At 39.6% G+C, this 26,194-nt stretch carries 15 protein-coding genes; 13 read left to right on the forward strand and 2 right to left on the reverse strand.

Annotation, left to right across the window (positions count from 1 at the left end; genetic code table 11):
• From FHT21_RS04235 to FHT21_RS04275, 8 genes are all read left to right on the forward strand, one after another.
• On the forward strand, positions 1-2,457 hold the full coding sequence (locus FHT21_RS04235; protein WP_243853852.1) for a glycoside hydrolase family 2 TIM barrel-domain containing protein: 2,457 nt from the start codon (positions 1-3) through the stop codon (positions 2,455-2,457).
• Between the two features lie 79 nt (positions 2,458-2,536).
• Positions 2,537-4,522: a glycoside hydrolase family 97 protein gene (locus FHT21_RS04240; protein WP_167293516.1), complete on the forward strand. Its 1,986-nt coding sequence runs from the start codon at positions 2,537-2,539 to the stop codon at positions 4,520-4,522.
• 180 nt (positions 4,523-4,702) lie between these two features.
• Positions 4,703-6,271 (forward strand): glycoside hydrolase family 43 protein, encoded by a 1,569-nt coding sequence (locus tag FHT21_RS04245; protein WP_167293517.1) that lies wholly within the window; start codon positions 4,703-4,705, stop codon positions 6,269-6,271.
• A gap of 111 nt (positions 6,272-6,382) precedes the next feature.
• Entirely contained in the window at positions 6,383-8,167 is a 1,785-nt protein-coding gene (locus tag FHT21_RS24835; RefSeq protein ID WP_208398860.1) for an alpha/beta hydrolase-fold protein, read from the forward strand.
• 62 nt (positions 8,168-8,229) lie between these two features.
• On the forward strand, positions 8,230-10,314 hold the full coding sequence (locus FHT21_RS04260) for a beta-galactosidase (RefSeq protein WP_208398861.1): 2,085 nt from the start codon (positions 8,230-8,232) through the stop codon (positions 10,312-10,314).
• A gap of 136 nt (positions 10,315-10,450) precedes the next feature.
• On the forward strand, positions 10,451-14,623 hold the full coding sequence (locus FHT21_RS04265) for a hybrid sensor histidine kinase/response regulator transcription factor (protein ID WP_167293518.1): 4,173 nt from the start codon (positions 10,451-10,453) through the stop codon (positions 14,621-14,623).
• 226 nt (positions 14,624-14,849) lie between these two features.
• Positions 14,850-17,666, forward strand: a complete 2,817-nt coding sequence (locus FHT21_RS04270; RefSeq protein WP_167293519.1) for a TIM-barrel domain-containing protein — start codon at positions 14,850-14,852, stop codon at positions 17,664-17,666.
• Positions 17,667-17,718: 52 nt separating this feature from the next.
• Positions 17,719-19,917, forward strand: a complete 2,199-nt coding sequence (locus FHT21_RS04275) for a glycoside hydrolase family 3 C-terminal domain-containing protein (protein ID WP_167293520.1) — start codon at positions 17,719-17,721, stop codon at positions 19,915-19,917.
• Between the two features lie 328 nt (positions 19,918-20,245).
• Here the strand turns inward: FHT21_RS04275 and FHT21_RS04280 are convergent, their stop codons facing one another.
• Positions 20,246-21,139 (reverse strand): winged helix-turn-helix domain-containing protein, encoded by an 894-nt coding sequence (locus FHT21_RS04280; protein ID WP_167293521.1) that lies wholly within the window; start codon positions 21,137-21,139, stop codon positions 20,246-20,248.
• A 180-nt stretch (positions 21,140-21,319) separates the two neighbouring features.
• Between FHT21_RS04280 and FHT21_RS04285 the strand changes: the two genes are divergently transcribed.
• On the forward strand, positions 21,320-21,859 hold the full coding sequence (locus tag FHT21_RS04285; RefSeq protein ID WP_167293522.1) for a hypothetical protein: 540 nt from the start codon (positions 21,320-21,322) through the stop codon (positions 21,857-21,859).
• Between the two features lie 157 nt (positions 21,860-22,016).
• Here the strand turns inward: FHT21_RS04285 and FHT21_RS04290 are convergent, their stop codons facing one another.
• On the reverse strand, positions 22,017-22,640 hold the full coding sequence (locus tag FHT21_RS04290) for a TetR/AcrR family transcriptional regulator (protein WP_167293523.1): 624 nt from the start codon (positions 22,638-22,640) through the stop codon (positions 22,017-22,019).
• A gap of 336 nt (positions 22,641-22,976) precedes the next feature.
• On the opposite strand from FHT21_RS04290, the gene FHT21_RS04295 reads away from it, so the two are divergent.
• The 4 genes from FHT21_RS04295 to FHT21_RS04310 all read left to right on the forward strand — a co-directional run bounded on the left by FHT21_RS04295 (position 22,977) and on the right by FHT21_RS04310 (position 26,155).
• Positions 22,977-23,819, forward strand: coding sequence for a helix-turn-helix transcriptional regulator (locus tag FHT21_RS04295; protein WP_167293524.1), 843 nt, complete (start codon positions 22,977-22,979; stop codon positions 23,817-23,819).
• A 134-nt stretch (positions 23,820-23,953) separates the two neighbouring features.
• The gene (locus FHT21_RS04300; protein ID WP_167293525.1) at positions 23,954-25,279 is read left to right on the forward strand and encodes an amidohydrolase; all 1,326 of its coding nucleotides are present in this window, start codon (positions 23,954-23,956) and stop codon (positions 25,277-25,279) included.
• Between the two features lie 43 nt (positions 25,280-25,322).
• Positions 25,323-25,790: a ribosomal protein L7/L12 gene (locus tag FHT21_RS04305; RefSeq protein WP_167293526.1), complete on the forward strand. Its 468-nt coding sequence runs from the start codon at positions 25,323-25,325 to the stop codon at positions 25,788-25,790.
• 89 nt (positions 25,791-25,879) lie between these two features.
• Positions 25,880-26,155, forward strand: coding sequence for a hypothetical protein (locus tag FHT21_RS04310; protein ID WP_167293527.1), 276 nt, complete (start codon positions 25,880-25,882; stop codon positions 26,153-26,155).
• The last annotated feature ends 39 nt before the right edge of the window (positions 26,156-26,194 follow it).

Raw genomic sequence — 26,194 nt, forward strand, 5'->3', positions numbered from 1 at the left:
ATGATTAATAAACAAATATTTATTGAAATAATGATCACCGTTGGAAAAAAAATTTTGATATCCTTTGTGCTTTTAACGTACTGTACGCTTACGCATGCGCAAAATATATCCTGTACTGAGCGTAAACAATTGTTTGATTATAACTGGAAATTTAACCAAGCGGATAATACCACAGCCCAATTGCGCGATTTTGACGACAAGGCTTGGCGTAGTTTAGATCTGCCGCATGATTGGAGCATTGAAGGAAAAATAAACCCTAAAAACCCAACCGGAGGTGGCGGTGGATATTTTCCTGCCGGAATTGGCTGGTATCGGAAAACTTTTAAAGCCCCTGCAGATTGGAAAGGCAAAAAAATTTCCATCTATTTTGAAGGGGTTTATATGAATACCGAGGTTTTTATTAATGGAAAATCACTTGGAACATATCCTTATGGCTATTCTTCATTTAGCTATGATCTTTCGCCTTATTTAGACCTTAATCACGAAAATGTGATCGCAGTGCGCGTAGATAATTCGCAGCAAATGAACAGTAGGTGGTACAGCGGTTCTGGTATTTATCGCCATGTTTGGATGACGGTTACTGATGCAGTGCACATCGCCAACTGGGGAGTCGCCATTACAAGCCCTGAGGTATCTTCAAAAAAGGCAACCGTTTTGGTGAAAACGTTGGTGAAAAACGAAACAGGCCAGGCGCAAAGCATTGTTGTTAATACAAGGTTACTGGGTGCAAACCCTAAAAGTGCAGGAAATGGTCAAATCAAGATTAATCTGGCGGCCAATACTGAGAAAGAAATTGCACAAACGATAATTGTTGCTAATCCTTTGTTATGGACACCCGAAACACCTCATTTATACAAGGCCGAAATAGAGATTATTCGGAATAAGAATGTTGTGGATAAAACGGCAACAGGTTTTGGTATCCGTTCTATAAAATTTACCCCCGAAAATGGGTTTCAGCTTAATGGGAAAACAGTAAAATTAAATGGCGGATGTGTGCACCACGATAACGGTTGCCTGGGCGCTGCCGCTTTTGACAGGGCCGAGGAGCGTAAGGTTGAGCTGCTCAAAAAAGCCGGATTTAATGCAGTAAGAACTTCTCATAATCCACCTTCCGAAGCTTTTTTAGCCGCATGCGACAGGTTAGGCCTCTTGGTGGTTGATGAATCATTTGATTGTTGGAAAGTTGGAAAAAACAAACAGGATTATGCAAAATATTTTAACGAATGGTGGCAACGCGATTTAGACGCAATGGTTTTGCGCGATCGCAATCACCCTTCAATTATCATGTGGAGTATTGGTAATGAAATAGTAGAAAGAGGTACCCCTGGGGCAGTAGAAATAGCAAAAATGCTTTCTGATGCCATCAAAAAAATAGATACTACCCGTCCGGTTACATCTGCCATTGTAGATAATGGAAAAGATTGGACAGTGATGGATTCATTGATGGCCGCGCATGATGTGACCGGTTATAACTATCATTTGTCGAGTGCGCCAACCGATCACAAACGGGTGCCGTCACGGATAATATTCCAATCAGAGTCGTATCCCAAAGATGCTTTCGCAAATTGGCAGCTGGTTAAAAACAATCCGTTTGTGATTGGTGATTTTGTTTGGACCGCCATAGATTATCTGGGAGAATCGGGGATAGGCCGCTGGTATTATTCGGGTGATGTACCAGGCGAACACTGGGAACATGATTTTTTTCCATGGCATGGCGCCTATTGTGGGGATATTGATCTTTTGGGCTGGAGGAAGCCGATTTCGCACTACCGAAACCTGTTATATAACAACACCGAAAAACTTTATATGGCTGTTCGCGAACCTAATCCCGAACCACTCGAAATCAAAACAACATGGTGGGCTGTATGGCCAACCTGGGAAAGCTGGAACTGGTCCGGCTATGAAGGCAGGAATATCGACGTGGAAGTATATTCAAAATACAAAAAGGTAAGGCTCTACCTGGAGAATAAACTGCTTGGAGAAAAACCTACCGGACTTGAACAAGAGTTTAAGGCTACCTTTTCGGTTCCATATGCACCGGGAACACTTAAAGCAGTTGGTGTAGAAAATGATAAGGAAGTAGAATCGTCCGTTCTGCAAACTTCCGGAAATGCTGAACAGCTTAAATTAACGGCCGATCGTAAAGAAATATTATCAAACGGACAGGATTTAGCCTACATAACCATCGAAGTAACAGATAGAAATGGGATAATTCAACCAAATGCTGCAAATCGTTTGAATTTCAAAATTGAAGGTCAGGGTGTTATAGCCGGAATAGATAACGGTGATATTAAGGATGTTGATCAATATACCGGTAACTCACGTAAGGCATGGCATGGGCGGGCATTGGTAGTGATCAAAAGTACACATAACACAGGCGAAATTAAGCTTACGGTTACATCAAATAACCTGGAACAGAAAAGCATAATCATTAAATCAATACAAAGTAATTTATAACTGTTTAATTGCTCATTTCTGAAAAACTGAAATAGCTGTCAAAACACTCAGATAATAATTTTAACAACCAATATCACTAATGAATAAATTCTTTTTTCGTGTAATCATTTTTACGGTTTTATTGCCAGCTCTTGGAAATGCCCAAACATTGCACCTTAAATCTCCTAACGGAAAAATTGAAATGGCTTTGGAAAACGGAGCGAAAATATTATGGTCTGTAAAACATGAAAATACAGAAGTTATTGCCCCTTCAGTTATTTCACTAATACTGGGTAATGGGCTGGTTTTAGGAGATAATGCAAAAGTTATAGGTACTAAAAAATCAAGTGTTAATACCGTTTTTGATACACCTGTTTATAAAAAGAAAAGGGTGACTGATGAGTACAACCAGCTAACAATAAACTTTAAGGGCGATTTTGGTTTGATTTTAAGGGCCTATAACGATGGTGTGGCTTATCGTTTTTTTATCAGGAAAAAAGGAGAGATTATTGTTGAGGGCGAAGAAGCCAATTTTAACTTCAGCAAGGATCATAAAGCTTTTATTCCCTACGTACGCGATTTAAGGGAGAATAATCAATACATATCTGCTTTTGAATCTACATACGATGAAATCCCACTTTCGAAAGTTGTGAAAGATTCGCTGGTCATTTCTCCGCTTCTTGTCGATTTGGAAAATGGAAAAAAAGCAGCTATAGTAGAAGGCGAACTGGTTGATTATCCTGGTATGTTCCTAACCAGGAACAACCAGGGAGAGCACAGTTTACACGGAACTTTTGCCCATTACCCTAAAACAGAACGTTTAGGCGGATTTAATAAAATGAATTATATGGTGACAGAAAGGGAAGCTTACCTTGCCAAAACCATTGGTAACCGCAATTTTCCCTGGAGGGCCGTTATCATAAGTGAGAATGACAGAGACCTTTTAAACAATGATATGGTGCAAAAGCTCTCCGCGCCTTCGCAAATCGCCGATATAAGCTGGATAAAGCCTGGCAAAGTAGCCTGGGACTGGTGGAATGACTGGAATATATCAGGAGTTGATTTTAAGGCCGGAATTAATACAGAAACCTATAAATATTATATAGATTTTGCCGCTAAAAACCACATTGAGTATGTGGTGTTAGACGAAGGATGGAGTGAAGAAACCGACCTGTTGAAAATTTCTCCCCATATAAACGTCAAAGAACTGATCAGTTACGGAAAGCAGAAAAATGTGGGCATTATACTTTGGGCATCGTGGTATGCCATAAATAAGGTTTTAGATGATGCTTTTACCCAATATTCGAAGATGGGAATTAAAGGTTTCAAAATAGATTTTATGGATCGCGACGATCAGAAAATGGTAAATTCTATTTATAACATCGCCAAAAAAGCCGCAGATTATAAACTGCTCATTGACTATCATGGTATGTATAAACCCACAGGGATACAGCGTACCTATCCTAATGTTATCAATTTTGAAGGGGTAAAAGGATTGGAAAATGCCAAATGGACACCAAATGATGATATGCCCCATTATGAAACCACAATCCCTTTCATCAGGATGCTGGCCGGCCCCATGGATTATACTCCGGGAGCAATGCGTAACGCCACAAAAGCAGATTTTCGTCCAAGTAATTCTATGCCGATGAGCCAGGGTACAAGGTCACACCAGTTAGCCATGTATGTGGTGTATGAAGCACCACTACAAATGATGGCTGATAGCCCAACAGCATATATGAAAGAGCAGGAGAGTACCAGTTTTATTTCAAAAATACCGACCACCTTTGATGAAACAATTGCCTTGGATGGAAAAGTGGGCCAATATGTCACTATAGCCAGGAAAAAGGAAAATAACTGGTATATAGGTGGATTGACAAACTGGTCTGCGAGAGTAATAACCATCGATTTATCATTTTTGGGCAAGGGTAAATTTTCAGCAGAAATTTTTAAGGATGGAATGAATGCAGATAAGGATGCTACTGACTATAAACGCGAAATAGTTAAAGTTACCAGTGCTGATAAGCTTACCATTAATATGGCAAATGGAGGGGGCTTTGCAATCATCATTAATCCAGAAAAATAGTTAGTACCGAACTCAATTAATAAAATGCCTTTAAAGATCTTCAGATAATATTTTAAATCCCTGTCGTCGCCCTGAACCGAGCATTAGCGAGCTCACCGAAGGTAATTTATTTCAGGGGCTATCTGGCAAGAATGATGCTGACTAATATTAGCCATTAGGCCTTTAAAAAAATAGAAAAATATGAAAAGAATAATTATCCTTTTAATCATTGTTTTGGCTTGCTATCACAGCGCAGATGCCCAGGGATATAAAAACCCGGTGATTTCCGGTTTTCATCCCGACCCGAGTGTATGCAGGGTTGGCGACGATTATTATTTAGTTACCAGCAGTTTTGAGTACTTTCCTGGGGTTCCGGTTTTTCACAGTAAAGACTTAATTAACTGGACAAAAATCGGCCATTGCCTTACCCGTCCTTCGCAGCTTAAATTAGCCAAATGCGCTCCTTCGGCAGGTATTTATGCCCCTACAATCCGTTATCACGAAGGGCGCTTTTATATGGTCACCACGAATGTATCCGGCGGCGGAAATTTTTATGTACATACCGATAATCCAGCGGGCGAGTGGTCTGAACCTGTTTTTGTAGAACAGGGTGGTATTGACCCTACTTTGTATTTTGAAGAGGGCAAAAGCTACTTTATATCAAACGGTAAAGGTATTACAATCAGTGAAATAGATATTAAAACGGGGAAAAAACTTACCGAAGGCAAAATTGTATGGAATGGTACTGGTGGGCGGTATCCGGAATCACCGCATCTTTATAAGAAAGATGGTTGGTACTATCTGCTTATTTCAGAAGGAGGTACCGAATATGGACATAAAATGACCATCGCCCGTAGCAGATCTATCTATGGTCCTTATGATCCAAACCCTTCTAACCCTATTTTAACTCACATTAATGAAAATGCACAAAGTAATCCCATCCAGGGCACAGGACATGGCGATTTTGTTCAGGCACACGATGGTTCATGGTGGGTAGTATTCCTGGGCTTTCGCCCTCAAAGTTTACTGCATCATGTATTAGGGCGTGAAACTTTTTTAGCTCCTGTAAGATGGGATGTAAATGCCTGGCCAGTAATAAATGGTAATGGCACGGTAGATATCGATATGAATGTGCCTACCTTACCTTTAAAACCCGTTAGGCAGCCAGATTATTCGACCAATTTTGATGAAAACAAATTAGGTGTTAATTGGAACTACCTGCGAAACCCATTTATGGAGAATTATTCTCTTACCGAGAAAAAAGGCTCATTGAGGTTAAAAGTAAGCCGGGTTTCTTTAGATGAGCATGATTCACCCACTTTTGTTGGACGCAGGCAGGAGCATATTAATTTTTCGGCTACTACTTTACTTTCGTTAAATGAGGCAAAAGAAGATGACCAGGCCGGAATGACGGCTTACTATTCACCTCAGGCACATTATGATATTTTTTTAAAAAAATCGAATAATGGTAAATATAAGGTGTCTTTAAATTATAAAATGGGCGTACTGAACCATGTTGCACAAGAAGTCGAAATTCCTGGCGATCGTGTTTATTTACAAGTAAAAGGAGATAAAGACTTTTACTCGTTTTACTATTCTGTAGATGGTAAAGAATTTAAATTTTTAGATAAGATAAACGTATGGTACCTGAGTTCTGAAACGAATGGAGGTTTCACTGGCGTTTTAATTGGGTTATATGCCCAATCTAAAAATAAAAATACGAAAGCCTATGGCGATTTTGATGAATTTATATACAAACCGGCGCTTTAAACCAATGCAGGGTATGCTATTTTACCTGTGCAATATAACAGAAAAGGCTTATTATCTGAAAAGGCGAAAGAAAAAAGCTTGGTTTATTATGGAACAATATTATAAAAGAAAATGAAAGCTATAAGTTTAAGACAAGTCGTACTGACTTTGGGCTGTTTGATGGCCACCCTTAATGTTTTTGGTCAAACTAAGTCAATCTACCTTTGGGATGGAGAAGCTCCCGGTGCAATTGTTGATGCCAACTACAAGCTGCAGGTAGATTCGGCCAATAGCTGGATGAGTTTTGTCTCAAAACCCTTGCTTGACGTTTATCCTGCTCCGCGCGAAACAGCTAACGGAACGGCAGTAATTATATGTCCGGGAGGCAGCTATGCAGGACTGGCCATTGCCCATGAGGGAAAGGAAGTGGCTAAATGGCTAAACAGCTTCGGAATAACGGCTTTCGTATTAAAATACCGGTTGCCAAACAATGCGATTATGACTGATAAAGCAATCGGCCCTTTAATGGATGGACAACAAGCGGTGCGCCTGGTGAGGCTTAACGCTAAAGAGTGGGGAATCAATCCCGCGAGAATCGGGATAATGGGATTTTCAGCAGGTGGGCATCTCGCCGCTTCGATATCTACTCATTTTAAGGACAAGGTATCATCTGCTAATGATACCACCAGCGTAAAGCCAAACTTCTCGATATTGATTTATCCGGTAATATCCATGCAGGAAAATATTACCCATAAAGGTTCAAAAGTAAATTTATTGGGCGAAAATCCAGCTGCAGAAAGGGTGACCTATTTTTCAAATGAACTGCAGGTAAATGGCGAAACACCACCTGCGTTTTTGGTTCACTCTATAGATGATAAGGCGGTTCCGGTACAGAACAGTGTGGCGTATGCACTCGCTATGGAGAAAAACAATGTTCCTTGCGAACTGCATATCTATCAGACAGGCGGGCATGGTTATGGACTTGCTCATTCTAAAAATACCGAATCATTATGGCCTGAAGCTTGCCGGAAATGGATGGAGGTGAGGGGATATATTAAGGGGCAGGAAGCAGAAAAAGCCGTTTTTGATAGGACTATAAAACTAGCTCCGGATGATAAACCTGCATTTAACGATCCACCAGTAGGTTTTAGAAATAAACGCGACAACATACCACATGGCAACGTCAGTCCTGTTCAATATACTTCCAAAGCACTGGGGCAATTGCGCGAAATGTTGGTTTATACTCCTCCTGGCTACTCGCGCGCTAAGCGTTACCCGGTAATTTACCTGTTGCACGGACTTAATTCAGGTAATGGCCAATGGCCATACTGGATTAATGCCAATACAATTATCGATAACCTGATAAGTGAGGGTAAAATTAAGCCCATGATAATTGTTTTTCCAAACTGCAATACCAACGTAACGGTAAATAACCCAAAACCAGATGAGCAAGAGGAACGAAAAGGTGGTTACAAAGGCTACGGGTTATCTTTCCAGAATGATTTGCTCCAAGAAATCATTCCTTTTGTTGAATCTCATTATTCGGTTTATACTGACCGTGGGCATCGTGCACTTGCAGGCCTGTCAATGGGCGGTGGTCAATCACTCAACATAGGGCTCTCACACATCAATACTTTTGCCTATGTGGGTGGTTTCTCTTCTGCACCCAATACCAATCAGTTCGGCGGTCTTTCTGATGCTAAACTCTTACCCGATCCATTGGCTGCAAAGCACAAGCTAAAAGTTTTATGGCTGGCCTGTGGCACCAAAGATGGCCTGTTTAATGTTAGCCAGCGTGTACACCAATACTTAAAACAACAAGGGGTACCGCATGTATGGCATGTAGATTCGAATGCACACGATGATATAGAGTGGGCCAACAACCTGTATCTTTTTGCCCAGCATCTCTTTAAATAAGGGTACTGAAGAATGTAGAGAGAACAAACACATTAACAATTAAGTAGATATTGGAATAAATTATGAAAAAGTATTTAATAGCGCTCTTGTTATCAACGCTCTGTGGAATCACAGTAAAATCGCAGACTGCAGGGACCTATTTTCCTGAAAAAGATTTAATTACCACAGGAATATATTATTACCCGGAACATTGGAAAGAAAATCAGTGGGAACGCGATATTAAAAAGATTGCAGATATGGGGTATGAGTTTGTCCACCTTGCCGAGTTTGCCTGGTTTAAAATGGAGCCAGAAGAAGGGCATTTTGATTTTGCCTGGTTGGATAAGGTGGTTGATCTCTGCACAAAATACAAGCTTAAAGTGGTCATGTGCACCCCATCAGCAACTACACCGGCCTGGATGCGCGTAAATTACCCCGAAACTTTTATCATGGATAGGCATTATATCCGCGCAGAACATGGTACGCGGGGCCTGGCATCAATTGTTAACCAGAAATACCGCTTGTTTGTCGAAAAAATAGTGCGTGAAATGGGAAAACGTTACGGGAAAAATAGTCAGATAACCGGATGGCAGCTTGATAATGAGCCTGATGCCAAACCCGATTATAGTCCATCTTCTCAGGAAGCTTTCAGGCAATGGCTAAAAACCAGGTACAAAACCATTGATGCCTTAAATGATGCCTGGGGTACAGCTTTCTGGAGCCAGTGGTATAACAGTTTTGATCAGATTATAATCCACAATACCAACCTGGTTGGATGGTGGGGAAATAACCCACATGCATTGCTCGATTTTAAACGCTACTGTGCTGATGCACAGGCCGATTTTCTTGATTTTCAGGCAGGCCTGCTAAGAAATCATATTTCGAAAGCACAATATATTACTACGAATTACACAGCTGTTTCTACCGGAGCTGATCCTGGCAGAACAAAGAAAGTCGATTTTGCAGCCTACACGGCCTATCCTAATGGCGGCAGCGATAATATCGGTGAACTTGGCTTCAGACTAGGCGATAGCAGGACATTATTATTTGCATCTTCATATTATCAGCAACTGGGAGGATTATCTGGTGTGATGGAGATTCAACCCGGTCCGGTAAATTGGGGGAGTTATAATCCGCTGCTTTTACCCGGAACGGTACGCATGTGGTTATACCATTCATTTGCAGCAGGTGGAAAACTGGCTTGTTCTTACCGTTTCAGGCAGATATTGTATGGTGCAGAACAATATCATTCCGGGGTGATAAAAACCGATGGTACAACACCTTCGCCAGGAGGAGAGGAGTATATTCAGTTTAATAAAGAAATAAAACAATTGCGAAAATTGTACAAACCAGGCAAAGCAATGCCCAAAAAACTAGCTGCACGATCTACAGCTATTCTTTGGAACCTGGAAAATTACTGGACAATAGACAGGCAAAGGCAGACCAACCAATGGGATACCTGGGGATATCCTGTTAAATTTATGGAGATTGCAAAATCGCTTGGCGCACCTGTAGATATCATTAATGAAACAACAGATTTTTCGAAATATAGCGTTGTCATCGTACCTGCTTACGAAATGGCTGATGCTGCACTAATTAAAAAATGGGAGAAATATGTTGCTGATGGAGGACACTTAATAATCACCTGCCGCACTGCAACCAAGAATAGGATGGGGCATTTCTGGGAAGGCAAAACTGCTGCGCCGATATCAGGCCTGATAGGAGCTGAAATCCTGGCTACAGACATGCTTTCAGGGCGTACCAGGGGCGATGTTCAGATTGGTTCAAAGCATTATGGCTGGAATAGTTGGGCAGATTTGCTTGAGGCCGGACAAAATTCGGAGGTTACCGGCGTTTATCAGGATCAGTTTTACAAAGGCAAGTCGGCTGTAGTGAAACATAAAATTGGTAAAGGAGAGGTAACTTATATTGGCGTAGCCACAGCTGACTTTGAATTGGAAAAGGATATTTTAGCCAATACCTATACCAGTGCAGGTGCTACAACCGAAAACTACCCTAAAGGAATTTACGTATATTGGAGAGATGGCTTTTACATGGCTGTAAACTATTCTTCAACCGATTATACATTTAATCTTCCTAAAACTGCGCAGCTTGTTATCGGAACGAAAACCCTGAGCCCTGCTGGTGTACTGGTTTGGACCGAATAAACATGCCACAGAGCTGAGTATATCCCGGATTTTATTGTAAATTAGCAATATTAACGTTAACTAAACGATTATAAATTTGTGCTTTAGTAGAAAGGTATTTCGTCTAAACAGACATGCCTGGTTTTAATAAAAAAATATGTTTCGGTTTTTAGCCCTGATCTGTGCGCTGGTCTGGTGTAATTTGCTTTATGCCCAGGATGATCGCTATCGGTTTTCCCGTATTGATATCACCAATGGTTTATCGGATAACCAAACAAATGCAATATATAAAGACCATAAGGGATTTATGTGGTTTGGAACCATGTCTGGACTGAGTAGGTTTGACGGGCATGATTTTAAGATTTTCAGGCACAATTCAAAAGACAGTTCTAGTCTGCCAAATGGTTATGTGATTGGCATTTTTGAAGGGCCTGAGCAGGAGTTGTGGGTTAAATCAAACGAAGGTTTCAGTATTTATGATCATACCACAGAAAAGTTTGAACGCTTTCAGCAGAAACATGCTAAAAAATATAAAATTCCTAACGGATACCTCAAAGATGTAAAAACAGATGGCCGGGGAAAGTTATATTTTAACATTCAAAACCAGGGTATTTATTGTTACGATTTGAAAACTCGCTCAACTAAAGCTTTTATCCTAAAGGGGGAGCTGATAGGCGAACTTAAGAATGCTCCGATAAGCGATTTTATTGACGACTTAAAGGGTAATTTATGGGTTATTTATGCTAATGGTGTACTTGATAAATTTAACTTAAAACAATATCGGGTAACTCATCGGTTTAATGCCGTAAATGAGCATTTTTCTGGTCAAACAAATGCTTACAACCTCAGCTGCGATTCAGCAGGCGATATCTATATTTTTAGTGGACCCAATCCTTTTGGTCTGGTTTATCTTAATACAGCAAACGGGGAGCTTCATTATTTTGGGAAAAAGCAAGACCATACAGGTTTAAGCTCGAAAAATGTAAGCCGTGTAATTGAAGGAGACGATGGAAATATCTGGATTGGTACCGATCATGGCGGAATTAATATCCTGGATAAAAAGACCAACCGGTTAACCTATATTTTAAATAAGGAGAACGATCCACGGAGCTTAAGCGATAACAGTATTTCTGCATTGTACAAGGATAACAATAATATTATATGGATTGGCACCTTTAAAAAAGGAATCTGTTTTTACCATAACAGCGTTTATAAGTTTCCCGCCAATCGTTATCTGGCCGGGAAAAGTACAATAAAGAAAGATATTAATTGTTTTGCAGAAGATAACAATGGCAATTTATGGATTGGTACCAATGGGGAGGGCTTATTGCGTTTAAATAAAACAACTGGCGAGATTACCACATACCGCAATAACCCTGAAAATAATAACTCTTTAAGTAGTGATATTGTAGTGAATCTTGAAATAGACTATGAAGGAGTATTGTGGATTGGCACTTATTTGGGGGGGCTTGATGCTTTTGATGGGAAATCTTTCAGGCATTTTAAGCCCGGCCACGATCCTGCAAGTTTGTCTGATAATCGCATTTATGCCTTGTTGGAAGATTCATACAATAGGCTTTGGGTAGGTACTTTAAATGGCGGACTCGATTTGTTGGATCGCAAGACCGGAACATTTAAACATTTTAATCCGAATATTAAAAATACACTGAATTCTTTTGTTGTTTCTTGTTTATACGAAGACAGGAATAAAAATATCTGGATTGGCACCACAGGGGGTGTTAATATTTTTGATCACAAAAGCGCTACCTTCAAATACCTGAAAAACAACCCTGCAGATAGCAACAGTTTGATCCAGAATGATGTAAACTCCATTTTGCAGGATGCACGTGGATGGATGTGGATCGGTACAAAAGAAGGAATCAGTATATACGATCCGGTTAAGGGTACATTTAAAAACCTGAATGAAGCTGTAGGACTGCCTGAAGATATGGTATTCGAACTCTTGGAGGATGAGTATCACCACATCTGGTATAGCTCACGAAAAGGTCTTTTCAAGATTTCGGTAAGCCACAACGGAAAAAATTACCATTTCAGATATAGTAAATACAACCAGTTAGATGGGCTTGAAAGTACCCAGTTTAACATCAATGCTGCGGGTAAAACCAAAGCGGGTGAGCTGATTTTTGGAGGACCAAGCGGATTTAATATATTCAGGGCCAGCGAAATCAAAAACAGCAGTGTCTCTGCTGCCTTGGTGATGACCGACCTCGAAGTGTTTTATCATAAAGTTCGTGTAGGTGAGCGGATAAACGGACATGTTGTTTTACCCGAAACGATAACCTCGCTCAGCAATTTAAATCTCACCTACAAGGAAAATATCTTTTCAATCCAATTCGCGTTGCTCAATTATTTAAATCCGGATAAGATCACCTATAAATATAATCTCGAAGGTTTTGATAAACGCTGGCTTACCGTTTCATCCGAACTGCGTAAGGCTACCTTTACCAACCTCGACCCGGGAAATTATACCCTTCATGTGAGGGCTTTTAACGAAAACGATGCCGTTCCCATAGCAGAGTCGCACCTAAATATTACCGTTTCACCTCCTTTTTGGAGAACTACCTGGGCATATGTCCTGTACCTTGCAGTGATAGGATTTGCGCTACTGTATATACGCAGGAGGGGCATTAATAAACTTAGGCGGGAATTTGCTTTGGCACAGGAAAGGGCAGAAGCGCGGCAGCTGCGGGAGCAAGACCGTAAAGAAGCAGAAAGATTGCGGGAACTTGATTTATTAAAAATCAAATTTTTAACCAATCTAAGTCATGAATTCAGGACACCAATTTCCTTAATTCTTGCCCCGGTTGATAAACTATTAATTGCCGCGAAAGAAAACGAGCGTTACGGGCAGTTGGCGATGATTAAAAGAAACGCAAGGCGTTTATTAAACCTGGTAAATCAGTTGCTCGATTTCCGTAAAATGGAGGAACAAGAACTGCGGTTAAACAATACCGAAGGCGAAGTGGTGTCTTTTATTAAGGATGCCACAGATTCTTTTTATGATCTGGCAGAACGTAAGCAGATAAAACTGACTTTTGCCAGTCCAATCGAAAGCCTATATGCTTATTTCGATCAGGATAAAGTAGAACGTATAGTATTTAATTTGCTTTCCAATGCATTTAAGTTTACTCCGGCCGGCGGAAAAGTAGAGGTTATGCTGCATAAGCGGTTAAATAAAACGGAAGATGGTAAAATTCTACTGGAATTAAAGATACAGGATTCTGGAATAGGTATTCCGGCAGAAAAACAAGCACAAATTTTTGATCGCTTTTTTCAACATGAAACCTCTGCATCCATTCTTAACCAGGGGTCTGGAATTGGCCTTTCCATTACCAAAGAATTTGTGAAAATGCAGGGCGGTGAAATAACTGTAGAAAGTGAGCCTGGTCAGGGTACCTGTTTTACGTTACAGCTCCTGTTATCGCCTGTCGTAGAAGAACAGTCGGTTCACAGCAATGCTGAAGATTTATCCCTTCAATATGATACGGATGAAAAGGAAAAAACGGAGAAAGAGCCTGCAGATAAACGTGTGCTAACAAAAAATACCCCGGTGATTTTGTTGGTAGAAGATAATGAAGATTTTAGATTTTACCTTAAAGATAACCTGAGTACCTATTACAAAATAGTAGAGGCCTCAAATGGGAGGGAAGGCTGGCAAAAAGCATTGGCATTGCATCCGCATTTGATTGTTTCGGATATCAGTATGCCAGAAATGAGCGGTACAGAACTTTGTGCGAAATTAAAATCAGACGAGCGGACAAAACACATCCCGATTATCCTGTTAACGGCTTTAACAGCTGAAGAAGAACAATTGAAAGGATTGGAAACTGGGGCAAACGATTATATGACCAAGCCTTTCAATTTCGAAATTCTGCATTCAAAAATCAAGAATCTCCTTACGCTGCATCAAACCTTTAAAAAAACCTATTCCAGACAGGTTAGCATGTCGTCACCAGAAATGGAAATCGAATCAGACGATGTAAAATTCCTAAATACTGCATTGTTATACATTGAAGAGAACCTCCATAATTCCCAGTTATCTGTTGAAGATCTGAGTAGCCATATGGCGATGAGCAGGGTTTCGCTCTACAAAAAATGCCTGAGGGTTACCGGTAAAACCCCTGTTGACTATATCAGGTCCGTTAAACTCGAAAAAGCGGCAATTCTACTGGAAAAAAGTACTAAAACCATATCCGAAATATGTTACATGGTTGGTTTTAGTACGCCAAATTATTTTGCAAAAGCATTTAAGGCAAAATACAATGTACTCCCTTCAGAATATATAGCAGAAAAAAGGAATTTGAGTTAAAAACAAATTCCTTTTTTTAATATATTCTTTTATCACAAAACAATAAATAAAGTGAATTACGCTTCCAACACGATTTAAAGGGCTAAAATGGCTTAAGGTTGCATGGTGTTAACATTTCTACTTACATATTTAACATTACTGCTCTGTGTCCAAAATGTGGTATTGTAGTTTTGAAACATAAAAATCAAACAACATTATTCTAACCATTTAACACACTATCCCTTTTATGAGACGATTCTCTTTTTTTATACTATTGTTGCTTGTTACAACAAAGCTACTTGCAGTAGATACTGTTGAAACACTACAGGATGGTATAAAAGTTCATCCAAAGACAGGAGCAGCTAAGACAATTGAAATAAATGTTGTGAACAGCCAGATTATACGGGTGCAGGCTTCACCCGAAAATACTATTCCCCAGGTTACCAGCCTGTGCGTGGTGCCAGGGCTTAAACCAACAGTTCCCTTCAAGGTAACAAAAACTACATCATTTGCACAACTGTCCACTAAAGATATTACTGTAAAAATTTCTCTGATTTCGGGTAAGATCTCTTTCACTGATAAGTCTGGAAAAGTATTGCTTCAAGAGGCTAAAAGAACCTTCAGCCCTTTAACTGTAGAAAACGATAAAGGCTATACTTTTCAGCAAGTTTTTTCGGGTACATCTGGCGAGGCAATTTATGGTCTTGGACAGCATCAGTCTGATGATTTTAATTATAAACATAAAAGCGAAGATCTTTTTCAGTACAATACCAAAGTTTCGGTGCCTTTCATAATGTCTACAAAAAATTACGGCATCCTATGGGACAATTATTCGCAGAGTAAATACGGGGATCCCAGAGATTACAAAGACCTAAACCAGTTTAGCCTTTTCGATAAAGACGGCAAGGAAGGTGCGCTAACGGCAACCTATACCAACAAAGGGAGCGCAACTATTGTTCGTCAGGAGTCAGCTATTGATTATGAAAATCTGACAACAGTAAAGAAATTTCCAGTAGATTTTAATTTTAATAACGGGTCTGTGGTTTGGGAAGGATCGATCCTTTCCAATAATACAGATATTTATAAATTCAGCCTCTATTATGCTGGCTATACCAAAGTATGGCTTGATGGAAAATTGGTGGTACCAGAGCGTTGGAGAACTTCCTGGAACCCGAACACTTTCAGGTTTTCTTTTCCGCTAACAAAGGGAAAACGCACCAAAATAAGATTGGAGTGGAAACCCGATGGAGGTGTTTCTTATGTTGGCCTTAAAGCACTTTCTTCCTCTCCGATAGAGAAAAATGGTAATATATCTTTTTGGTCAGAAATGGGCGATAAGATGGACTATTATTTCGTATCTGGTAAAAACATGGATGAGGTAATAAGTGGTTATCGAACGCTGACAGGCAAGGCGAGCATTATGCCAAAATGGGCCATGGGCTTTTGGCAAAGCCGTGAGCGTTACAAAACTCAGGATGAGCTATTAAATGTGGTAAGTGAATACCGGAAGCGTAGGATTCCGCTTGATAATATTGTACTGGATTGGAGTTATTGGCCCGAAAATGCTTGGGGAAGCCATCAATTTGACCTGAAAAGGTTTCCAGATGCCAAAGGAATGGTAGATTCGGTACATAAAGAAAATACGAATATCATGATATCGGTATGGCCTAAATTCTATACCACAACAGCACATTTTAAACAGTTTAATGATAAAGGATGGATGTACATGCAGGCCGTGAAAGATAGCATACGTGATTGGATTGGCTCTGGATATGTAGGATCTTTTTATGATGCCTATAACCCCGATGCACAAAAACTCTTTTGGAAACAGATGAAAGATAACCTATACGTGAAGGGTTTCGATGCCTGGTGGATGGATGCTTCTGAACCCAACATTCGCGATTGTACCGATATGGAGTACCGCAAAAAACTGTGTGGCCCTACTGCACTGGGCTCTTCCACAAAATACTTTAATGCCTATGCCCTGATGAATGCCAATGCTATTTATAACGGGCAGCGTGAAGCAGATAATAACAAGCGGGTATTTCTGTTAACTCGATCTGGTTTTGCCGGTTTACAAAGGTATTCTACCGCTACATGGAGTGGCGATATTGCATCAAGGTGGGAAGACCTTAAAGCACAGATCCCTGCAGGATTAAATTTTGCTATGTCTGGTATTCCTTTCTGGACGATGGACATTGGTGGCTTTTGCGTAGAAAAAAGGTATGGTGATAGCCAGCTTCTTTTTGATAAAACAGGAAAAGAGAACGAAGACCTTAAAGAATGGCGCGAACTGAACCTGCGTTGGTTTCAGTTTGGAGCATTCTGCCCGCTATTCCGCAGTCACGGCCAGTTCCCTTACCGCGAAATTTACAACCTGGCCCCAGAAGGTCATCCGGTTTACAAAAGTTTGGTTTATTACGATGAACTACGCTACCGCCTGATGCCTTACATTTATTCGCTAGCAGGAATGGCCTACCATAAAGATTATACTTTAATGCGATCGCTTGCAATGGATTATACCGCTGATCAGCAGACCTATGGCATAAGCGACCAATTTCTTTTTGGTTCCGGGCTAATGGTTTGTCCCGTTTATAGCTACAAAGCGCGTAGCCGCGAAGTTTATTTCCCTGCAGGAAACCGTTGGTATGATTTCTACAGCGAAAAACAGATTGAAGGTGGGCAGAAGCTGAATATTGAAGCCCCACTTGAACGCATCCCGTTATTTGTTCCTGCTGGTACTATTTTGCCTGTTGGAGAGGTAATGCAGTATAGCTCGGAAAAGAAACCTGATAACATTGAGATTCGCGTTTATAAAGGCAAGGATGGAAAGTTTAGTTTATACGAAGATGAAGGCAATAACTATAATTACGAAAAAGGTGCTTTTTCTACCATCGATTTCGAATATTCAAACAATAAAGACATCCTTGTAATCAATAAACGTAAAGGTAATTTCCAAGGCATGTTAAGCAACAGGACTTTCCGAGTAGTTGTTATTGGCAAAACAAATGCAGCGCCGAAGATCGTTCGCTATGATGGTACCAAAACAATAGTAAGGCTTTAATAGATTTTGTCGCAAACACACACATATATATACATATATACACACACAATTAATGAAATCAATATTATTAACGATAACAGTAATATGCACTTCTTTATTGACGCACGCACAGCAAAAACAGCCAGTTTATCTTGACTTGAGCCAGCCGATTGAGAGGCGCGTTGAAAATGCACTTTCGCTAATGACTACCGAAGAGAAAGTGTCTCTCTGTTATGCGCAATCAAAATTCAGTTCGAAAGGTGTACCCCGCTTGGGTATACCTGAAGTATGGACCGACGATGGACCTCATGGAATCCGTGAGGAAGTTTTATGGGATGAATGGGGAGGAGCAGGCTGGACGAATGATTCTTGTACCGCATTTCCGGCACTTACCTGTCTGGCGGCTTCCTTTAACCCTAAATTATCTTTGCTTTATGGCCAATCTATCGGAGCGGAAGCCCGTTATCGGAATAAAACGGTACTGTTAGGGCCTGGTGTAAATATTTACCGTACCCCGTTAAACGGACGTAATTTTGAGTATATGGGAGAAGATCCCTATCTCAGTTCCCGAATGGTGGTTCCTTACATTCAGGGCGTACAGTCTAACGGAGTGGCTGCCTGTGTAAAACATTTTGCACTAAACAATCAAGAAGAGTGGCGTGGTCATATCAATGTTGATTTAAGCGACCGTGCACTAAACGAAATTTATCTGCCAGCTTTCAAGGCCGCTGTACAGGAAGCCAAGGCATGGTCTATAATGGGTTCGTATAACCAGTTTAGAGGTCAGCATTGTTGCCATAACGATTTACTTTTAAACAAGATTTTAAAGAAAGATTGGGCATTTGATGGGGTTGTAATTAGCGATTGGGGTGGCGTTCATAGCACGGACGAGGCTGTTAACAATGGGCTCGACCTGGAAATGGGTACCTATACCGATGGTTTAACTACCAAAGGGAAGTTTCCTTACTCATCATATTATCTGGCTAATCCCTTCCTTAAAGGGATTAAAGAAGGGAAATATGATATCGCTTTGCTCGACGATAAAGCACGCCGTATACTTAGATTGATCTTTCGTACCACAATGAGCCAAAATAGGCCTTTTGGTCGTTTCGTTTCTCCAGAACATAGTGAGGCAGCCCGCAAAATCGCTCAGGAAGGAATTGTACTTTTAAAGAATGAAAATAAGTTTTTCCCTGTTCCAAACGGAAAATTCAAAAAAATTGCAGTCATTGGAGAAAATGCTGACCGGAGCCTGGTAATCGGTGGAGGGTCATCGTCACTCAAGGTGGCTTATGAAAAATCACCTTTGGCAGGATTGATCGATAAATATGGCAAAGATCATATTGTTTACAGCCTTGGTTATGCTTCCGGGCCATCGCTTTATGGGCGCGAGGAACCATCCAAGCTAAATGCCGATTCTTTGGCGTCTGCTGCAATTGAGGTGGCGAAACAAGCAGATATAGTATTTTTTATCGGTGGACTTAATAAAAATCATTTTCAGGATTGTGAAGGTGGCGACCGTCGTTCGTTAAGCCTTCCTTTTGGACAGGATAAACTAATTGATGCTTTGCTGAAAGTTAATAAAAATACGGCTGTAGTGCTGCTCAGCGGTAATGCAGTTTCAATGCCATGGATAAACAATGTACCCGCTATTATTCAAGGATGGTATCTCGGCTCTGAAGCTGGAAAAGCATTGGCAGATGTGATTTCGGGCGAGGTAAATCCTTCTGGCAAACTGCCGTTCTCTTTTCCTAAAAAATTAGAAGATAATGCAGCACATTTTTATGGTAAAATTTCCTATCCTGGTGATAGTATCAACCAGTTCTATAAAGAGGATATTCTGGTAGGATACCGCTGGTTTGATACCAAAAAAATATCACCTCAATTTTCATTTGGTTATGGTCTTTCCTATACCAGTTTCGATTTAGGGCCGTTATCATCAGATAAAAAAAATTACAGCAAAAGTGATACCGTACGGATTTCATTTACCGTAAAAAATACCGGTGCAAAATATGGTGCCGAGGTTGCTCAATTGTATGTACATGATCCTGTATGTACCGTAACGCGGCCTGTAAAGGAACTTAAAGCTTTTGAAAAAGTTTTCTTGAAGCCTGGAGAGACTAAAACAGTTGAACTTCGGTTAAAAATAGCAGACTTGGCCTTCTACGATGAAACTAAAAAGAACTGGAACGTGGAAGCTGGTGATTTTATACTGCAGTTAGGCAACTCATCAAATCATATTTCTCAAAAATTGAAAATTACGGTTAAGTAGTGTTTATAAGGTGATTGAAAATTGATGATGTTAAAGGTTCTCCTTTAAATCAAAAGAGACTGTACCATAAATATATAATTGTCAACCTGAGAGGTTAGCTTTTAACTGAAGAACATTGAAGTGATAAATTAAGATAAATCGTCATTTCCTTTGCTTAGCCAAAGGAAATGATGCCCGATTTTTGGCATCTTTTCCGTGGTCGGTGCCCTCACAGACCATCATTGTCATCATCAAATTTCTGCCTGTTGTAGATATGGACCTATATTGAGATTTCTTAAAGATGCCAAATCGAATCCAATAAGCTTAATTCAGAGAGAGAAGATTTTTCTTAAGTGTTAATTTCGAGTCTATATCCTTTAGCCCGTATAACAACAATGTTGATGTTGGGATCGAGCTCCAGTTTTTTTCTAAGTTTTGAGATGAACATATCCAAACTACGCCCTACAATAACACCTTCGTCTTCCCATATCTCTTTTTGCAGTCGGCTTCTCTCTATCGTTTCATTGGGAGAAAGTGCGAAGATGAGCAATAAACGTGTTTCAGTACCGGTTAGGTCTATCACCTTTTCATTTTTGGTGAGCTTACGATTTTTCGCATCAAACAGAACTGAACCCAAAGCAATTATGTCTGCATGCTGATCATCACGAGGTAAGGCTCTTCGCGGCTTAATAGATCTAAAAAAAATAAAACCAACTAAGGCTAAAAAAGGCAGGCTGCCCAAAAGATATCCGTTCTTTGCTGTATTTATGCCGGTCTCTTTCAATTTAATGTTGATCATGTAACGTGCCCTCGGTTGTTTTCTTCCTATGCATGTTATAATCTCATCTTTTTTATTTTTGGATATAGCATATCCATAGACTACACTGGAGTTGTCAGAGTTCAGAACTTTAACAACGTAATCACCTGCCATCGGGTCTTTGGCCAACAAATGCCTCGTTGTATTCACCAGTAAGTTGGGTTGAAAAGTAAACTCATTCTCAAATTCGATCTGGTACTCATTTTCAGCAATCTTTTTTATCGGGAGTACCCTCGATGTACTGTCGCCCGACTGTAGGAGTAGTTCATGTCCGATCCGACGGAGCAAAACTTCTCTTCGGTCGAAATCAAAATCCTCACTGCCGTTCATGCCGAATGCCACGCAAATTACAGAGATAAACAAAACTAGCATGAATCCAAAAAGGTATTTACCTTTTCCAGAGAAATGATTTCGACTATTAAGCATAGTGTCAAGTTTTTATTTACAAAGTTTACATTTTTATTTACAATTCTGGTTCTTCATACGGAAAGATATCAAAGTATTTTTGTTGCACCAACTTTAAAAAGATATGAAAAATAAAAAAAATGTCTTAAATGTATCTGATTTATCAGCAGATAGATCAACGTTAATTAAACCTGCAGAAATATGAAAAAAGTTATTTATGTGCTGATCTTACCGCTGGTTGTGGTAAGCGGACTAGTATTTGCCAATCGTGAAATTAAAAATGAAACATCTAAAAGACCAAGCCCAAAAAACCTGTCTGCTGCCGAAAGGGAAGCCGAACTGAAAAAATGGGAGGCCAGCCCTGATGGTGTAAGGTTCAAAAAATGGGAAGCGTCTCCCTCGGGTAAAAAAGTGCATGCCGGTGCTGCTAAAATAAGGGAGCATGTAAGTGCTTTTACCGATATGGAAGCCGTTATAACCTCTCTTTCTCTTCCGCCAGGATCAAGGCTAGGTTTTGGCGTAATGGCTAGGATTAATGGTGCCGATTACATTGTAAAATTTGAGCCGGAAAAGTCTCAGCTCGAGCAATTGTATAACCTGAAAGTTAACGACAAAATAATTATAAGAAGCCATGTCGTATCATCTGCGCCAAAGTATTCATACCCAATAGTATCTGCCGAGTATGTAGAACGATATGGTAAAGTAATTTTTAAACGTATTCCTCGCAAAGGCGGTTGCTGAACAAATAAATTATAAAATACGTTGTATGCTTTTGCTTTGTGCCTATATCTTATCGTTTTTGTAGAAGGCAAAACAAGACACGTTTGCTAAAAGAAAATACCAGGCACGTATTTGTATATCGGGAAGAATGTTGCCAAAAACTTTCTTCCCGATTTTCTTACTCATAAGTCTTATCAATCAGAAAACTCAGCGCATCTTCAATTTCCGATCTTCCCGCTGTGCTTGTTAGGTCTAGTCCGCAGAAAGTGCAGTCGTTTGTTGTGGCGTATATGTCCAAATAATAAATTCCCGATATCAGCAATGCGATAATGGCCCTGTATCTTTTGGCGTTTTCTTTGAAATGAGGGTCGGTAATACTTTCAAATAAGCGTGCGCCGCTTTCTTCACGATCGTTTGCGAGTTTTTTTAGCGATTTACGGTTTTCTATTAAGCCCCAGAGCAAAATTTTCTGTAAATCCTTATTTTTGAAAACATAATCAAATTGGGAGAGGAGCATTGTTTTACAGAATGTTTTCCCTCCATCATTAATTACAGGGCCTCCCGACTCATCTTTTACATTGCTCCAAAAATCCTGGGAGCGGATATATTCGTCAATGAGTTCGTCCTTTCCACCGAAATAGTTATAGATCAATTTTTTGTCCAGGCCTGCAGTACGTGCGATATCGTTAATCTTAAGGCCTGAGAAACCTTTAGTATGGAGTATTTTCTCTACTGCATTTAAAAATTTCTGTTTGCTTTTTTCTTTGTTTCTTAACGATTTAATCCCTGTTTTCTGCTCCATGTGATGAAAAATAATCGTGTGGGAAAAATACACAATCAATTTTAATTATTTTTATCACCAATTGGTGATATATTGTATATTTGTTCTGTGGAAGAAATATATAAATTGATTGTATACATCTTCACTATAATCAAACTGTATTAACTTATTTTAGTTTTGTGACGCTCATCCTGCTCATTCTGAGGGTATCAGGTCTCATTGCGCCGTATATACACGGCAACATGTCTGGTCTGATACTTCAGGGAAGCAGAATAGCAGAATAATGAGGAATTCCTTTCATTCGCTTTCCATCTTCTTTTTTTCGTAACTTCTATACAAAAATGGTATTTTTCATCGATGGATGTGATTGCAAATTTTCCTACGCTTGATATTAGTGAGTTTTGGCCTGATCAAGATTCGGGAAATAATTTGCTTTATCATGAAATAATTGGGAAAAGATCCATTGAAAAACCACACAAGCACGATTTTTTTCTTTTTATGCTTTTTGAGCAAGGTAGTGGTATACACACCATCGATTTTATAGATCATCAGGTTACTGGAGGTCAGTTGCATTTATTGTTTCCTGAACAGATCCATAAATGGGAGCTAGGCGAAGAAACCCATGCCCATCAACTTATGATTAGCAGGAGCATATTCGAAACCCTGGCTAACTCTTTGCGCTTTTCATTAATCTTATATCAAAACTATCCCGTTATTAATCTGAGTGTTGACGCTTACGAGAAAATTTTGTACGAATTTCGGAGTATCAGATCTGAACTCGCAAAACCTGCCATACTTTGGGAAATTATCAATGCCAGGATCAGGCTTATTGCGCTAATGGTTAGTGAAGAGGCACAAACATTGTTCGATAACCAAACGGTTTACCAAACCAAACCGGTGTTGTTTAAATACCGTTCGCTGATTGATATGCATTATAAGAAGGAAAAACTTGTTGCATTTTATGCCGATCAGTTAAATATTTCGGCAAATTACCTGAATATGCTATGCAAAAGGCATTTTCATGTGTCAGCCACAGCACTGATCCACGAACGTTTAATTCTCGAAGCAAAGCGGGTTTTACTGACAACCGAAAGGCCTATTAAAGCAATTGCTTTCGACCTCGGTTTTTATGATGTGGCTTATTTTTCTAAATTCTTTAAAAATCAAACCCGGATTACCCCACGTGCATTTCGAGGTTAGTAGTGAATTGCACAAAATTTAGTGCTTAAATTTGATAAATAATTATGGGTAGTTATAAATGATACAATTTTTAATATAAATCCTACTATTCATAAACATAACAGAATATTATTTTTGTGATAAAGAATCCTGTTATGATAAACCCAAATTCGATTTCGAGAAAAGATTTTATTAAAAGCTCATCCATTTTGCTTGCGAGTACCTGTTTACTATCAGCAGAACAGGCCATTGCAGATGAAAATGTAGACCGTTTCTCAGGAAAAACTTTAACATTAAAAAATGTTAGGCTCGAAACGGGATTCGAATATGATCAGGATGAGGTAATTAAAACAAAAACCGAACTTTTCATTATTGCGATTGAAGATGGTAAGTTGAAGCAGGTGCTACCTAATAACCCAAATGCAAAAGCTATCGACGCAAAGGGACTGTTGATGCTTCCGGCTTTCAGGGATATGCACATCCACTTGGATAAAACCTATTATGGATTACCATGGCAGGCACATTTGAAAAAGAACAGATCTGTAAAAGATATGATCGCTTTTGAGCAACAGGTAATCCCAGAGCTTTTAAAAACTTCTATACCACGTTCAGAAAAATTGATTGAATTGCTTCAGTCATACGGAACCAGTTACGCAAGGTCGCATGTGAATATCGATCCTACTTCTGGATTAGATTCATTGAAGCATTTAGAAACCGCATTGTTGCATAAAAAGAAATCTTTTCAGGCAGAGTTAGTAGCTTTCCCTCAGCACGGCATATTTTATACCAAATCTGCAGAACTGTTAAAAGAAGCAGCCAAAATGGATATAGACTTTATTGGTGGCCTTGATCCAACTTCTATTGATGGCGGTATTGAGAAACACATGGATTTTGTAGTACAGTTAGCTTTAGATAATGGAAAAGGGATTGACATTCATCTTCATGAGCCTGGTGAATCTGGCCTAAGAACAATCGAATACCTGATTGATAAAGTAATGGAAAACCCAGTATTAAAAGGAAAAACCTATGTGAGTCATGCTTTTGCACTAAGGTATCTCGATAAAACTAAAACGGAAGAAATAGCTGAAAAACTTGGTGCTGCAAAAATGGGAATTGCTTCAACCATTCCACTTTCTGGTAATCCGATGCCTGTTCCTGTACTGTACAAACATGGTGTAGAAGTAGTAGCAGGTAATGATTGTATTGTTGACCATTGGAATACTTTTGGTACAGGAAGCATTTTGCAAAAGGCCAATATTGCTGCTCAAATTTACGGCTATCGTACAGAATTTGAACTTTCTAGAATATTGAAACTGGCAACGGGTAATATTCTTCCTTTAGATGACCAGGGAAAAAGGCAGTGGCCAAAAGCAGGAGATAAAGCTAATCTGGTACTGGTTGATGCCAGTTGTTCTGCAGAGGCTGTATCACGTGTATCTCCTGTTAAATCATTGATCCATGAAGGGAATCTGGTTTTCTGATTTATGTACACGTAATTGGTTCATATTTTGCTAGCTTAAAGTTATGATTAATGTTAGTCCCGAAGCAAAGCAAAAAGCATTGTTATTTCTCTCACGAAACCAGAAAGTAGCAGCTGTTAAGGTAGTTAAAGATCACAGTGGCTGCGGTTTAAAAGAAGCCAAAGATTATGTAGATGCCTTAGAAGAAGGAGTAAATCAGCCTGTAACTAATCTGGCAGATCTGGATGCAGAGCTATTGGTTATTTTAAGTCAGGGCAATAAGTTGAATGCCATTAAACACTATAAGGATGTTACGGGCTTAGGGCTGGCAGAAAGTAAAGATTATATTGAAAAACTGATGCAGTTTAAGGTTAGCGGCAATATGATGCAACAAAGCAGGGATACCGATGTTAAAAATATCGTCTCTGCGAATGTTACAAATAACCAAAATCCACCCAAAAACTTTTTGATTAAACTGTTGATCATTATTTTGATTGCAGCAGCTTTAGCCTATTTTATGTTTAAAATTTAGCGACAAACATATTGCAATATTTCTGATAGAATTAGAATGTAGGGAGTAGAATTCTTAACTTGATTTTACACACAAAAAATCTTAAGAATATGAAAATTACATTAGACGCAAAATCCCTTTTGTTGGGATTTTTAGGCGCTGGATTGATGTTCACCGCCATCAGTTTTAAAAACGGACAAGACCAAACCGGCAGAAGGTATCACACGGAAGTAAATGCCAACAACATGGTGGTAATCCTTGATAGCGAAACCGGAAATTACATTGTTGCACCATCTATACCTTTGAACGGAAAAGTACAGTGGATAAAAGGTGAATTTAATAAGACTTTTAATACTGCAATTGATAATAGAAAAGAGCCGAAATAATCAATTGTGTCATAAACGAGGTGAATCAATGGTCTGTGT

The sequence above is a fragment of the Pedobacter sp. SG908 genome (assembly GCF_011759615.1).
In the GTDB taxonomy this organism is placed as follows: domain Bacteria; phylum Bacteroidota; class Bacteroidia; order Sphingobacteriales; family Sphingobacteriaceae; genus Pedobacter; species Pedobacter riviphilus.